Here is a 13507-nt window from a genome sequence, read left to right on the forward strand (position 1 = left end):
CAGCTACGCCGGGCCCTATCGAGCGCGACGCGAGTCGCGCGACCTGCGGCATGACGGTGCGTACGGGTTAGCGCACGAGTTCGCGGCCGCCCGCCAGTGACAGGGTCTGCCCGTTGATGTGGCCATTGGCTGCCGAGGCCAGATAGGTGATCGCGGTGGCTATGTCGTCGGGGGTGCAGATGCGGCCGGTCGGGGTCTTTTCCGATTCTGCCGCGACGGCTTTCGGGCCCAGAAATGGAGCGTTCAACGCCTTGTCGGTGAGGGTGAAGCCGGGCCGGACGATGTTCGTCAGGATGCCGTGCTGGGCTTCCCGGACGGCGAGAACTCGGGCGACGGTTTCGAGCGCTCCCTTTGCCGTGGCGTAGGCGAGTGGCCCTGCCATGGGTTGCTCGACGATGTCGGTCGAGACGGCGACGATGCGCCCCCAGCCGGCGGCGCGCATGGCCGGCAACGCCGCATCGATCAGAGCTGCCGGGCCAACCGTGTTGAGGGCCAGCGACGTGGTGAGGCCGCCGATCTCATCGGCGTCGAAGGAGGGCCACTGTACGGCGTTGGCGATCAGAACAGAGACCGGCCCGAGGCGTTCGGTGACCTGCGCGATGACACTCTGCACGGTGGCGAGGTTGCCGTGATCCAGGTGGACGGCGCAGGCACCGCCGCCGGCCTCCGTTATGGCGTCGACGACATCCATGGCGCCGTCGCGGTTGGTATGCCAGGTGACTGCGACGGCGGCGCCTTCAGCAGCCAGATGCAATGCGGCGGCCCTGCCGATGGCGCCGGAAGCGCCGGTGACGAGGGCGACCTTGTTCGACAGACCGGTTTCCATCACCATCTCCATAGTCGGCTATATGTTAGCCGACTATGGAGATGGGGCGGATGGCTTGTCAACTCGTAAACTGCCCAGGTGGAACTCGCGGATGTCCTGGCGACCAACAAGGCCCTGGTCAAGGTGGCCAAGCTGTACCGGAGTGCGCAGGCTGACGTGCTGGCCGGGCTCGCCTTGCACCCAGGGCAGGATGTCCTGCTGTGGATGCTGGGGCAGGAGCCCGAAGGCATGACGGTCTCCGAGGTCGCCGCGCGGCTCGGCGTGGAGCAGCCGACGGTGACCCGCAGCCTCAGCCGTCTTGAGCACGGCGGCTGGTTCGTCAGGAAATCCGTGCCGGGCGATCGGCGCGCCACCCGTATCGTCTTGACCGACAAAGGCCGGACTGCCATTTCGGAGATCGAAACGGCCTGGCGCACCCTCGCCGAGACCGCAACAGCCGGGATGGCGAAGGATCAACGAGCCATGTTGGTCGAACTACTGGAAAAGGTACGCGGAAACCTGCTCACCCTAGCTGCCGAGACCGGTAGCCGTCGCTCCCGTCGGTGATCAGATGCAACGCGACCATGCTCTCGACCGCAGCGCGGGCGACGGGCAACGGCACCGCGGCCAGCGCGGCGGCGGCCTCCAGCCGGATCCGCAGCCCGGGATGGACGGCGATGAGCCGCAGCATCCGCGCCTCCTGCGGGGCGAGGGCCGCATACGCGTTGGCGAGCACAGAGCGGACGCTGCGCGAGTCGCCGTCGATCGCGAAGTCGTCGAGTGACACCCGGTCGCGCGTCAGGTCGGCGGCGAGATCGTCGATCGTCAACGCGGACTCCGAGAGAATCCGCGCGGCGAGGATACGCAGCGCCAACGGCATTCCTCCGCAGACGTCGAGCAGCTTCTCCAGGCCCGAATTCGCGGCCTGGGGCGACCAACCGGCGGCACCGGTCAGAATGGACCGGCTGACCGGGCGACTGAGCGCGCCGAGGGGGATTCCTTTTGACCGCCACATGGGTGTGCAGAGCGGCCAGGGTGTTGCGGCTCGTCACGACCAGTTGCGAGCCCTCGGCCGCCGGAACGGCCGGGAGCACCTGTTCGATGCTGCTCGCGTTGTCGAGCACGATGAGCAGTTTTCGGTCAACGGTTATTGATCGATAGAGGGCAATCTGCTTCTCGCTCGTCCCGGTGATCTTCTGCTGTGGCAGATCCAGGCTTTCGAGCAGATACGACAGCACACAATGACCTGGGCCTGCCCGCACTGGCCGACCAATGTCTCCAGCTCATCTCGGCGGCCGGTGAAGTAGCCGTCCGGCGGCGGGATCTGGCGCGGCACCTGCGGGTACGGGTCGGCCAGGCCGACCGGCTGGGCGACCGCGCCGGTCTCGTGGGCGGACGGCCCCAGCAGCGTGAGGTCGTTCTGCAGGATCTGCTGATGCAGCTGCCGTAGATCTGGCCCGGGGTCGATGCCCAACTCGGCGGAGAGTCGGACCCGCATCTTCTGGTAGGTGTGCAGCGCGTCTCCGGAACCTCAACCGCATCGCCCCCCGTCGCCTCTATGCCGGCCTACTCACCAACCGCGTACGCGCCACTGCGGCAGCATGGGACGCTCCGCGCCGAGCGTGGTGTCGCGGCCGTGCCCGGGATAGACCCAGGTGTCGTCCGGCAACGCGTCGAAAACCTTTCCTTCCACATCAGACAACAGCGAGTCGAACGCTTCCGCGTCGCCAAAGGTGTTACCCACCCCGCCGGGAAACAGCGAGTCACCGGTGAACAGGTGCGGATGACCGGCCGGGTCGTCGTAGAGCAGGGCCACGCTGCCCGGCGTGTGGCCGGTCAGCCGGATCACCCGCAGCTCGACCGCGCCGAACCGGACGATGTCGCCGTCGGTCAACGCGACATCGGTGGCCACGTCGATGCCCTCGACATCGGGCTCCCCCGCATATGTGCGGGCGCCGGTCGCGGCGACAACCTCGGCCAGGGCGCGCTGCCAGTGATCCCAGTGTCGATGAGTCGTCACGACGGCCGTCAGGCGGTGCCCACAGAGTTCCAGTAAAGTCTGCGGCTCGGCGGCCGCATCGATCAGCAACTGCTCATTCGTCGAGCGACAGCGCAGCAGATAACAATTGTTGTCGCCTTGACCTACCGAGACCTTGTTGATCGTCAGTTCGGCAAGCTCACGCACCCCCGGCGCGTTCCCATCGTATTCGATCACATCGCTAGATTACTACCGACCTGATCTCCAATCCCACGCCGCCGATCGGGGTCGTGGAGACGATCCTGCCGCAGCGCCGCGTCAGGAACCGGGTGGGTCGCGTACCCGGTTCGTGGTCGGGCGCGGGCGGTTCTCGCGTACTCAGTCGGCGGCGGCGTGCCGGGCGCGGGCCCGGCGGCGTCCCTCGTGCATGGCCTGCACCCTCGGCACCGGGATGGCCCGGCCCTCCTCGACCAGCTCGGCGGGGAGCTGCTGCGGCGCCGGCATCAGCTCCGCCCACGGGTCCCGGTCCGCCACCAGGTCGGCGACCGTGCGGATGGTGAAGTCCGCCGGGGTCACGGACTCCAGGTCGTCCCAGGGCACCGGGAAGGAGACCGGCACGCCGGGCCGCAGCCGTGGGCTGTAGACCGACACGACGGTCGCCCCGCCGGCCCGGGTCGGGTCGACGAAGACCTTTCCGCCCCGGTCCTCGCGGATGAACGCGGTGGTCGCCAGCGCCGGGTCGAGCCGCTCCGTCCGGGCCGCGAGGGCCCGGGTGGCGGCGGCCAGTTGCTCGGCGTCCGGGCCTGGGACGACCGGGACGAAGACGTGCACGCCCTTGGCCCCGCTGGTCTTCACCGCGCCGGCCAGGCCGGCGTCGGCCAGCGCCTGCCGGACCAGCAGCGCGGTGCCCACTCCGGCGGCGAAGCCGCCCTCGGAGGGCGGGTCGAGGTCGAGCACCAGGTGGGTGGGGCGGGTCGGCTCGTCGACCGTGGCCAGGGTGGGGTGGTACTCCACCGCCCGCTGGTTGGCGAACCAGAGCAGGGTACGGCGGTCGTCGCAGAGCCCGTACGCGATCTCCCGGCGTGACGCCTCCGCCCAGATCGACACCCGGCGTACCCAGTCCGGGGTGTAGCGCGGGAGGTTCTTCTGCATGAACGGCGGCTGGCCCGGACGGACCCGGACCACCGACAGCGGGCGCCCGGTCAGCTGCGGGACGATCCGGTCGGCCACCGCGTCGAGGTAGTCGACCAGGTCGCGCTTGACCGCACCGGCCCCGTCGAACAGCGCCTGATCCAGGTTGGTCAGCGCCACCCCGTCCCGGCTCTCCCCTTCCCCGCTCATCCGACCACCCTGCCCGCCCGTCCTCCGCCGGTCAACCGAAACACCCTGGTCAGGACGGCGATCAGCGGCGGCAACGTCGGTGGCCGGTGGGGCTCAGATGTGGCGGGAGTCACTTTCTGACCGATCGGTCAGGGTCTGACCGATCGGTCAGGCATGCTGGGGTCCATGGCCCGCATCAGCCCACAGACCCACGGCGAGATCCTGGCCGCCGCGGCGAGGCGTTTCGCCGTCACCGGCTACCGGGGCACCTCGTTGCAGGAGATCGCCAACGAGGTGGGCTGCTCCAAGGCGGCGGTGCTCTACCACTTCGCCAACAAGGAGGCCATCCTCACCGAGCTGATGGCCCCGGCGATCGAGGTGCTCCAGTCGCTGGACGACCGGATCACGGCCCAGCCCGACGTCGCGTCCGCGCAGCTGGTCGCCGCCGAGGGCTTCGTCGACCTCGCGGTCCGGTTCCGTGGCGAGATCGCCCTGCTTCGCGGAGAGTTCCCGGAACTGCTGCAACAACCCGATTTCGCGCACATCCACGAGATCTCCGAGCGGCTCATCGACGCCCTCGCCGGACGCGCCGAACGGGCCGCGGCCCGGATCTGCGCGCTGGTGCTGCTGGCCGGCATCGCCGAGACCTGCGGGCAGTTCGCCGAGTACTCCGACCAGGAACTCCGCGACGCCCTGCTGGCGCTCCTGCGACGGGCACTGGAGCCCATTCACTGACCCGTCCCACCATCCACGACCGAGGGAAGGACCTCATGGCGACCCTGCTCTACCGGCTAGGCCGGAGTTCGATGCGCCGACGGCGACTCGTCGCCGCGATCTGGCTCGTCGTACTCGTCGGGCTCGGCCTGGCCGCGGCGACCCTGAGCGGCCCGACGGCCAGCAACTTCACCATGCCCGGCACCGAGTCCCAGCGCGCGCTCGACCTGCTCGACGAGCAGTTCCCGGCAGCGGCCGGCGCCACCGGCACCATCGCGGTCAAGGCGCCCGCGGATGGCCAGCTCGGCACGCCCGAGGGCCAGGCGGTGGTCCAGACGATCGCCCAGGAGGCCACGACCGTGCCCGGCGTGGTCGGCGCCGTCGACCCGTTCCAGGTCGGCGCCGTGTCACCCGACGGCCGGTACGCGCTGATCCAGGTGCAGTTCAACACCGGTGCCGACGCGGTGACCGACGAGCAGCGGGACGCCTACGAGAAGGTGGGCGCCCAGGCCGAGGCGCAGGGCTGGCAGGTGGCCCCCGGCGGTGAGGTGCTCAACACCGAGCCCGAGGTCGGCTCCACCGAGGCGCTCGGCGTCGCGGTGGCCCTCGTCGTCCTGGTGGTCACCTTCGGCTCGCTGGTGGCGGCGGGGATGACCATGCTCAACGCGCTGATCGGCGTCGGCGTCGGCATGGCCGGGCTCTTCGCGCTCAGCAACGTGGTCGAGCTGACCACCACCGCGCCGATCCTGGCGCTGATGCTCGGCCTCGCCGTCGGCATCGACTACTCCCTCTTCATCACCTCGCGCTACCGGCAGAACCTGCTCGACGGGCTGCCGGCCGACGAGGCGGTCGGCCGGGCGGTCGGCACCGCCGGCTCGGCGGTGGTCTTCGCCGGAGCCACCGTGGTCATCGCCCTGGCCGGCCTCGCCGTGGTGAACATCCCGTTCCTGACCGTGATGGGTCTGGCCGCGGCCGGCACGGTGACCGTGGCGGTGCTGGTGGCGATCACCCTGCAACCGGCCCTGCTCGGCTTCGCCGGCCGCCGGGTGCTGCCCCGCCGGCTGCGCTCGACGGTCGCTGTGAGCACCGATGACGCCGACGACGACGCGACGACCGACCGCGCGGCACCGGAGGCGGCCACCCTTGCCGGCGAGAACCGCTCGGCCTTCGGCTTCCGCTGGGCCCGGCTCGTCACCCGGTTCCGGGTCCCGGTGATCCTGGTCGGGGTGCTCGGCCTCGGGCTGCTGGCGCTGCCCACGCCGGACATGCGCCTCTCCCTGCCGGACGCCGGCACCGCCCCGGCCGGTTCGGCCCCCCGGGTCTCCAACGACCTCATCACCGAGGGCTTCGGGCCCGGTTTCACCGGTCGCCTCGCGGTGGTCGTGGCGGGCGACGACGCGCAGGCCACCGCCGCGGCCATCCCGCAGGTGACCGCCCTGGTCCAGCGCACCGAGAACGTCCTCGCCGTGGCCCCGCCGCAGCTCAGCCCGGACGGCCGGACCGCGCTGCTCGGGGTGATCCCGCAGACCGGCCCGACCGACCCGGCCACCGAGACCCTGGTGCACGACATCCGGGCGGCCGTCGGCGGCATCCAGAACGCGGACGTGCTGCTGACCGGCGTGACCGCGATCGGCATCGACGTCTCGGAGAAGCTCACCGACGCGTTGCCGATCTACCTCGGGCTGGTGGTCGGGCTCTCGATCCTGCTGCTGATGCTGGTGTTCCGTTCGCTGCTGGTGCCGGTCAAGGCGGCCCTGGGCTTCCTGCTCACCGTCGCCGCCACCTTCGGCATCACGGTCGCGGTGTTCCAGCAGGGTCACCTCGCCGACCTGGTCGGCCTGGACACCCCCGGTCCACTGATCAGCTTCCTGCCGATCCTGCTGATCGGCATCCTGTTCGGCCTCGCCATGGACTACGAGGTCTTCCTGGTCTCCCGGATGCGCGAGGACTTCGTGCACGGCGACACCGCCCACCAGGCCACCATCAACGGGATGGGGCACGGCGCCCGGGTGGTGACCGCCGCCGCCCTGATCATGATCTCGGTCTTCGGCGGCTTCGTCTTCCTCGACGACCCGGTGATCAAGTCGATGGGCTTCGCGCTGGCCATCGGGGTGGCGATCGACGCCTTCGTGGTCCGGATGACCATCGTCCCGGCGGTGATGTCGCTGCTCGGCAAGCGGGCCTGGTGGCTGCCCCGCTGGCTGGACCGGGCGCTGCCCAACGTCGACATCGAGGGCGAGCAGCTCCGCGCCCGCCTCAACGCCAAGGTAACCGTATAACCGGTGTAAGGAGGGGCCCCCTGTTAACGCCTCGTGTATAGCAGGGGGCCCCTGTTAACGCCGCCACGCCGCACGCGTCACACGCCGGCCGGGTACGTCTCCATCTCGCCGGGGGCGCTCAGCGCGGGCAGCGGATGCAGCGCGGTCGTCTCGTCGCACCAGATGAAGGCGTCGTACCGCTGCCCGAGCCGGGTCGGCACGTAGTTCCCCCACGACTCGAAGGACGGGTCGTACACCACGCCGATCGCCCGGTGGTCGAGCGGGTCGGTGACCCAGCCCGGCTGGTCCGCGCCGCCGAAGACCAGCACCGCCCGCTCCGGCATCAGCTCGTGCAACCGGTGCTCCACCGAGCCGGGCCGGGCCGGCGGCACGACCATCGCCTCGGCCGGCGAGCCCCATCTCGGCGCCGCGATCACGGTGCCGCGCCAACTACCGAACCCGATCAACGCGACCGCGTCGGCGCCATGGCGCTCCCGGGCGAGCTGGCCGATGTTCACCAGCCCGTCGGCGGCCATGTCGGTCGCCCGCGCATCGCCGACATGCGTGTTGTGCGCCCAGACCACCCCTCGGGCAGCCGGCCCGTAGCGGTCCAGCAGCCGGTCCAGGGTGTCGGCCATGTGATGGTCCCGGACGTTCCACGATCCCGGGCCGCCGGCCACCATCTCCCGGTAGTAGCGCTCCGCGCCGGCCACCACCTCCGCGTTCTGCCAGGCCGAGAAGGCGTCCGGCCCGTCGGTGGCGGCGATTTCCCGGGTACGCGCCAACAGCCGCACCACCTCCTGCTCGCAGCGGGCCGAGACGAAGCGGCTGGCCGCGCCGTACTCCTCGACCTGCCTGCCATACGGCTCGAAGCACCGGTACGCGTCCTGCGCGGCCTCCAGTGACGCCGGGTCCTCCTCCCCCAGATAGTCGAAGATCGCCTGCATCGACTCCCAGAGGCTGTAGACGTCGAGGCCGTGGAACCCGACCCGGGACGCCTCGGCCCGCTCCAGGTTCCACGCCCGCAGCCAGCGGCAGAAGCGCGCCACCTCGGCGTTCGCCCACATCCAGGTGGGCCAGCGCTCGAAGCGCTCCAGCGCGGCCTGCGGCTCCACCGCCCCACCCGACGCGCCGGTCACCGAGCGGTGCACCCGGTCGCAGTCGGGCCAGTCGCCCTCCACCGCGACGAAGTCGAACCCGCACTCGGCGATCAGTCGACGGGTAAGCTGCTCGCGGATCCGGTAGTAGTCGTAGCTACCGTGCGTCGCCTCCCCGATCATCACCACCCGAGCGTCCCGGACGCGCTCCAGCAACGGGTCGAAGTCGCTCGGCGCGCCGAGCCGCTGTACCAGCATGCCTGCGGCTACCCGGGCCCCGGGCACGCAAACACCCACGTCCCCCGCTCGCCTGCCGCGCCGGTCGATCGGTAGCTCGGTGGCGATGTTAAAAAGGGGCCCCTCCTCTACCCCAGGCGTTAAGAAGGGGCCCGTCCTTACATGTCAGCGGGCGTGGAGGAGGCGGTGCAGTGCCAGCCACTGTTCCGGCCAGACGTGCCCGACCGGGGTGTCCGGGTCGAGCCGGCCGGCCCGCAGCGCCGCCGCCAGCCGGGCCCGCGGGTACTGGCGGGCCAGCGAGGCCGCGAGCGAGCCGCCGGCGCCGCCGAAGCCCAGCTCGACCATCCGGCGGTACGCCGGCAGGGCGGGCGGCGACAGCAACGGCTCTGCCCGGCGCTCGATGCGCAGGATGCCCGCGTCTACCCGGGGCACCGGGCGGAACGCGGTACGCGGCACCCGCCCGGCGAGCCGCCAGCTGAACTCCGGCCAGGTCAGCACGGTCAGTCGGCTCCACCGGCCGTAGTCGCCGGCCCGGCGGCGGGCGTACTCCCACTGCGTCAGCAGGGTCGCCGACCGTAACCCGGGAGCGGCCAGGCACCAGCGCACCACGGCCGCGGTCAGCGACCACGGGATGTTGCCGACCACCGCGAACTCCCCCGGTGGCGGCGGCGTGGCGAGGAAGTCGGCTTGGCGGTGCGTGACCGTGGGCAGGGCCGCGCAGACCCTGGCCAGTTCCGCACCGGCATCGGGATCCACCTCGTACGCCACCAGCCGGCCGCAGCGCGCAGCCAGCGGTCGGGTCAGTTGCCCCCGCCCGGCGCCCACCTCCACCAGCAGGCCGTCGGGATCGGGGCGGGCGACATCGACCATCCGCGCGATGGCGGCCCGGTCGGCGAGGAAGTTCTGCGAGAGTACGCGACGGGACCGGTCGCGTTCGGTCGTGCGGGCCCGGCGGGGCGCCATGGCGTCGTCCTGTCTGTCGCCGTCGGGGCGACGGGTGCGGACAGGCAGCCGTCAACGGGGCCTGTCCGAGCGGTCGGGACTCGGACGGCCCTGGTCAGTGGCGCGAAAGGCGGATCGGTCACGCACGGTCAGCCGGCGGCGCGGTGGTGGTGCCGGCGGGCACCCGCATCCGGGCCGATGGCCGGGATGCCGGATGCTCGCCGGCCGCCGCACGCGGGTGATCGCGTCGCGGCGGCACCGGAGCGCAGCCCCCGGGCACGGACAGCAACGTCACGGCAGCGCCGAACGCGGTGCCCGGATGCGGGCAGCCACGTCGTGGCAGCGCCAGACGCAGGGACAGCCGCGTTACGGCGGCGCCAGATGCGGTGCCCGTGTGCGGGCAGCTGCATCCCGGCGGTGCCGGAGCCGGTGCCGTGCTGCGGGTCAGTGCCGGGGAGAGTGCGGAGGCGTCAGTCGCGGGTCGCGCCGGCCAGGGCCGGACGCCGGACCCACGGACGGGCCGCCGCCGGCGGCCCGAACGCGGCCGGCGTGCCGACCGCGTTGATCAGAGCTTGCGTACACATGCCCGCCACCCTACCCACCGCCCCGCCCGCCGGCCACGACATTTCGGTCAGCTGGTGAGGGTGACGGCGTTTGTCTGGGTGCGGGCGGTTTCGGCGGCGGCGAGTACCGTGACCACCTCGCGGCCGAAACGCACGTCGCAGCGGTGGTCCCGGGTGCCGGCGTCGATCTCCGCCAGCAACTGGTCGATGGCCACGCCGAACGCGGTCGCGGGGCCGCCGCCGGCGGCCGGCACCCGCTCGATGCCGTTGTCGCCGTAGAACACGAACTCGCCGGCCACCGCCTCCGGCGGCGCGTCCAGGGCCAGTGACACCGTGCTGGTGGCCCCGCCGTCGTGGGTGAGCAGCAGGTGCACCAGGTCACCCGGCCCGTCGGTAGCCACCACCCGGGTCACCCGGCCGAGGATCGGCAGCAGGATCGCCAGGACGTGCGGGCCGATGTCCCAGAGTGCGCCATGCTGGCGGCGCCAGGGCGACTGCCCGTACGGGCTGTCAGGCTGGAAGATCGAGGCGAACCGGACCACGTTGGCGGTGTGCCAGCCGCCGGCCGCCGCGGTCGCGGCGATGAAGCCGGCGACCTCCGGCTGGTAGCGGCCGGTGAAGAAGACCACCGAGGCCACGCCCGACCGGGCGGCGGCGTCGACCACCCGGTCGGCGTCGGCGACGGTCAGCGCGAGCGGCTTGTCCAGCAGCAGGTGCCGGCCGGCGGTGGCGGCCCGGGCGGCGATCTCCGCCTGGACATCGGGAGGTAGCGCGACAGCGACCGCGTCGCACGCCTCGATCAGCGCGTCGACATCGTCGAACGCCGGCACGCCGTAGCGCCTGGCCAGGGCGGCGGCCCGGTCCGGGTTACGGCCCCAGACGCCGACCAGGTCCGTCCTCGGGTGCGCGTCGAGCGCCGCCGCGTGCGTCTCCGCCGCCCAATGACCGGTGCCGAACAACCCGAACCGCAACACGCGTACCTCCGCAGTCGTCGCCTGGCCACGGTCGACCCGCGGCACGCTCCACGTTAGGCCCTGTGGCGAGCGCGCTGTCGTTGGTCGGGACGCGCCTCGCCTTCACCGGCCTCCTGCCGGCCCCACTTACTACGGGGATTAGTAGAGTGTGGCGGTGATCGGAACCAGCCCCGGACGGATCCGGTGAGCGCCGCCGCGCCCGCCACCGGTTCGCCGGTCGACGGCGTACTGGCTGTCGCCGCCATCGTGCTGTCGCTGCTGGTCGCGGCCGTGGCGCTGGTGGCCGCGCTGCGCCACCGGGCGCCGGACCGGATACAGCTGATCGGCCTGGCCGTGCTGGAGCTGGTGCTGCTCGCACTCGCCGTGGCGGCCAGCGTGGCGCTGGCCGGCGGCGAGCGGCCGGGTGAGCCGGGGGCGTTCTTCGGCTACCTGGTGACACTGGTCTGCCTGCCGCCGCTGGCCGCGGTGCTGGCCCGGATGGAGCCGACCCGCTGGGGCTCGGCGATCGTCTGCGCGGTCTGCCTGGTGACGCCGGTGGTCGTGGTCCGGCTCCAGCAGACCTGGCAGGTGCTCGGTGGCTGAGCTGGGAACCGCGCGACCGACGCGGACCAACGCCGGCCCCGGCCGGCTGCTGATCGCGGTGTACCTGCTCTTCGCGATCGCCGCCACCAGCCGCGCCGGTCTGCAGATCGCGACCAAGTTCGACCAGGCACCGCTGGCGTACCTGCTCTCCGCGCTCGCCGCGGTGGTCTACATCGTGGCGGCGGTGGGCCTGGCCCGGGCCGGTCATGCGGGCCGCCGGGTCGCCCTCGCCTGTTGCACCGTGGAACTCGTCGGCGTGGTCGGAGTCGGCGCGTTCAGCCTGGCCCGACCGGACCTGTTCCCCGACGAGACGGTCTGGTCCGGCTTCGGCAGCGGTTACGGCTACATCCCGCTGATACTCCCGGTCCTCGGCCTCGCCTGGCTCCGAAAAACCCGGAAAGGAAGGGCCCCTTCTTAACGCCTGGTGCATAGGAAGGGGCCCCTGTTAACGCCGGACGGTTTGACGCCGGACGGTCAGTCCTTCGGGCCGCCGGCGACGTAGACGACCTGGCCGGAGACGAAGGACGCGCCCTCGCTGGCCAGGAACGAGATGGTGTGGGCCACGTCCTCGGGCCGGCCGACCCGCCGTACCGGGATCTCCGACTCGGCGTGCTTCTGCATCGCCTCGAAGTCGATCTTCATCCGGGCCGCGGTGGCCGCGGTCATGTCGGTGACGATGAACCCGGGCGCGACCGCGTTGACGGTCACCCCGAAGGGCCCCAGCTCGATGGCGAGGGTCTTGGTGAAGCCCTGCAAGCCGGCCTTGGCGGCGGCGTAGTTGGCCTGGCCCCGGTTGCCCAGCGCGGAGGTGCTGGAGAGGTTGACGATCCGGCCCCACCTGCGCTCGACCATGTGCCTCTGCGTGGCCTGACTGAACAGGAAGGCACCCCGCAGGTGTACGCCCATGACCGTGTCCCAGTCGGCGTCGGTCATCTTGAACAGCAGGTTGTCGCGGAGTACGCCGGCGTTGTTGACCAGCACGGTCGGCGCGCCCAACCCGGCGGCGACCCGCTCGACGGCGGCCTCCACCTGGGCCCGGTCGGCCACGTCCGCGCCGACGCCGAGCGCCCGGCCGCCGGCCGCCGTGATCGCCTCGACGGTCTCCTTGGTCGCCGACTCCTCGATGTCCACCACCGCGACGGCCAGCCCGTCTCCGGCCAACCGCTTGGCGGTGGCCGCCCCGATCCCCCGCGCCGCACCGGTCACGATGGCGACCCGCTGCCCCTCCGACATGCCTACCTCCCGGTAACTTCGCTCGACCGCTGGAGCGTAACCCACCGCCCGTACGGCGCGACTCCCGTCGATGTCGACCCCCTGACCGGGCGACCCTCCGCCCGACCCGGGACGGTCGGCGGCTTCGGCCCGGCGGCAGGCCATCCCGCAACGGCCGGGCGACCGCGCTCGGTACCGTGCCGTCATGCGGAGCATCGAGTGGTCCGGCGGCATCTGGTGGCCGCGGCCGGTTCGGGCGGTCGAGGAGCCGGACGGCAGCCTGAGCGTCGAACCGGCCGAGGGCAGCGACCTGTGGCGGCACACCAGCTACGGGTTCGTGCACGACGACGCCCCGGCGCTGCTGGCGCCGTTCCCGCCGGGCACGGCGGTGGAGGTGGACTTCCGGCTGGCCTGGACCGAGCAGTTCGACCAGGCCGGGGTGCTGGTCCGGGTGGACGACCGGAACTGGGTGAAGGCGGGGGTGGAGGTCAGCGACGGCAGTCCCCAGGTGGGCGCGGTGGTGACACGCGAGGTCTCCGACTGGTCCGTCGCCCCGGTACCGGACTGGGCGGGCCGGGAGGTGACCGTACGGGTCAGCCGGGCCGGCGACGCCCTGACGGTACGCGCCCGCGTGGCCGGTGAACCGTGGCGACTCGTCCGGCTCGCCCCGCTGGATCCCGACGTCGAGGCCGCCGCCGGCCCGTACTGCTGCTCCCCCAGCCGGGCCGGGCTGACCGTCCACTTCACCGCCTGGCGACAGGGCCCCGCCGACAGCTCCCTTCACCCCTGACCGCCCGGCCCCAGCACAGCCCGGCCCGGGCGGTC

Annotated in this window: 15 protein-coding genes; 6 read left to right on the forward strand and 9 right to left on the reverse strand. The window is 71.9% G+C overall.

What is annotated here, in order from left to right:
• Positions 1-67: 67 nt before the first annotated feature.
• Positions 68-838, reverse strand: a complete 771-nt coding sequence (locus tag ACQPYA_RS26070) for an SDR family NAD(P)-dependent oxidoreductase (protein WP_433529701.1) — start codon at positions 836-838, stop codon at positions 68-70.
• 66 nt (positions 839-904) lie between these two features.
• Here ACQPYA_RS26070 and ACQPYA_RS26075 point away from each other — a divergent pair, with 66 nt between their 5' ends.
• Entirely contained in the window at positions 905-1372 is a 468-nt protein-coding gene (locus ACQPYA_RS26075) for a MarR family winged helix-turn-helix transcriptional regulator (protein ID WP_433529702.1), read from the forward strand.
• Here the strand turns inward: ACQPYA_RS26075 and ACQPYA_RS26080 are convergent.
• The 4 genes from ACQPYA_RS26080 to ACQPYA_RS26095 form a co-directional block, all read right to left on the reverse strand.
• On the reverse strand, positions 1329-1679 hold the full coding sequence (locus ACQPYA_RS26080; protein ID WP_433529703.1) for a hypothetical protein: 351 nt from the start codon (positions 1677-1679) through the stop codon (positions 1329-1331). The two genes, ACQPYA_RS26075 and ACQPYA_RS26080, sit on opposite strands and share 44 nt — an antisense overlap.
• 273 nt (positions 1680-1952) lie before the next feature.
• Positions 1953-2303: a hypothetical protein gene (locus tag ACQPYA_RS26085; protein ID WP_433529704.1), complete on the reverse strand. Its 351-nt coding sequence runs from the start codon at positions 2301-2303 to the stop codon at positions 1953-1955.
• 72 nt (positions 2304-2375) lie between these two features.
• Entirely contained in the window at positions 2376-3017 is a 642-nt protein-coding gene (locus ACQPYA_RS26090; protein ID WP_433533625.1) for an MBL fold metallo-hydrolase, read from the reverse strand.
• Positions 3018-3161: 144 nt separating this feature from the next.
• A complete protein-coding gene (locus ACQPYA_RS26095; RefSeq protein ID WP_433529705.1) occupies positions 3162-4124 on the reverse strand; it encodes a DNA polymerase domain-containing protein in 963 nt (320 codons plus the stop codon).
• A gap of 165 nt (positions 4125-4289) precedes the next feature.
• Between ACQPYA_RS26095 and ACQPYA_RS26100 the strand changes: the two genes are divergently transcribed.
• On the forward strand, positions 4290-4838 hold the full coding sequence (locus tag ACQPYA_RS26100; protein WP_433529706.1) for a TetR/AcrR family transcriptional regulator: 549 nt from the start codon (positions 4290-4292) through the stop codon (positions 4836-4838).
• A 35-nt stretch (positions 4839-4873) separates the two neighbouring features.
• The gene (locus tag ACQPYA_RS26105) at positions 4874-7096 is read left to right on the forward strand and encodes an MMPL family transporter (RefSeq protein WP_433529707.1); all 2223 of its coding nucleotides are present in this window, start codon (positions 4874-4876) and stop codon (positions 7094-7096) included.
• A gap of 77 nt (positions 7097-7173) precedes the next feature.
• Here ACQPYA_RS26105 and ACQPYA_RS26110 read toward each other — a convergent pair whose 3' ends face one another.
• From ACQPYA_RS26110 to ACQPYA_RS26120, 3 genes are all read right to left on the reverse strand, one after another.
• Complete coding sequence (locus tag ACQPYA_RS26110) at positions 7174-8430, reverse strand: erythromycin esterase family protein (protein ID WP_433529708.1); 1257 nt, start codon at positions 8428-8430, stop codon at positions 7174-7176.
• Between the two features lie 144 nt (positions 8431-8574).
• Positions 8575-9372: an ErmE/ErmH/ErmO/ErmR family 23S rRNA (adenine(2058)-N(6))-methyltransferase gene (erm, locus tag ACQPYA_RS26115; RefSeq protein WP_433529709.1), complete on the reverse strand. Its 798-nt coding sequence runs from the start codon at positions 9370-9372 to the stop codon at positions 8575-8577.
• A 610-nt stretch (positions 9373-9982) separates the two neighbouring features.
• On the reverse strand, positions 9983-10885 hold the full coding sequence (locus ACQPYA_RS26120) for a Gfo/Idh/MocA family protein (RefSeq protein WP_433533626.1): 903 nt from the start codon (positions 10883-10885) through the stop codon (positions 9983-9985).
• Positions 10886-11071: 186 nt separating this feature from the next.
• On the opposite strand from ACQPYA_RS26120, the gene ACQPYA_RS26125 reads away from it, so the two are divergent.
• Both ACQPYA_RS26125 and ACQPYA_RS26130 read left to right on the forward strand, forming a co-directional pair.
• Positions 11072-11470 carry a hypothetical protein gene (locus ACQPYA_RS26125; RefSeq protein WP_433529710.1) on the forward strand — a complete coding sequence of 133 codons (399 nt, stop codon included), beginning with the start codon at positions 11072-11074 and terminating at the stop codon, positions 11468-11470.
• Positions 11463-11888: a hypothetical protein gene (locus ACQPYA_RS26130; RefSeq protein ID WP_433529711.1), complete on the forward strand. Its 426-nt coding sequence runs from the start codon at positions 11463-11465 to the stop codon at positions 11886-11888. The genes ACQPYA_RS26125 and ACQPYA_RS26130 overlap by 8 nt, the downstream gene beginning before the upstream one ends.
• A gap of 56 nt (positions 11889-11944) precedes the next feature.
• Here ACQPYA_RS26130 and fabG read toward each other — a convergent pair whose 3' ends face one another.
• A complete protein-coding gene (gene fabG, locus ACQPYA_RS26135; RefSeq protein ID WP_433529712.1) occupies positions 11945-12703 on the reverse strand; it encodes a 3-oxoacyl-ACP reductase FabG in 759 nt (252 codons plus the stop codon).
• A 184-nt stretch (positions 12704-12887) separates the two neighbouring features.
• Here fabG and ACQPYA_RS26140 point away from each other — a divergent pair, with 184 nt between their 5' ends.
• Positions 12888-13472 (forward strand): DUF1349 domain-containing protein, encoded by a 585-nt coding sequence (locus ACQPYA_RS26140; protein ID WP_433529713.1) that lies wholly within the window; start codon positions 12888-12890, stop codon positions 13470-13472.
• Positions 13473-13507: the final 35 nt, after the last annotated feature.

Source organism: Micromonospora sp. CA-263727, assembly GCF_050942455.1.
Lineage (GTDB): Bacteria > Actinomycetota > Actinomycetes > Mycobacteriales > Micromonosporaceae > Micromonospora.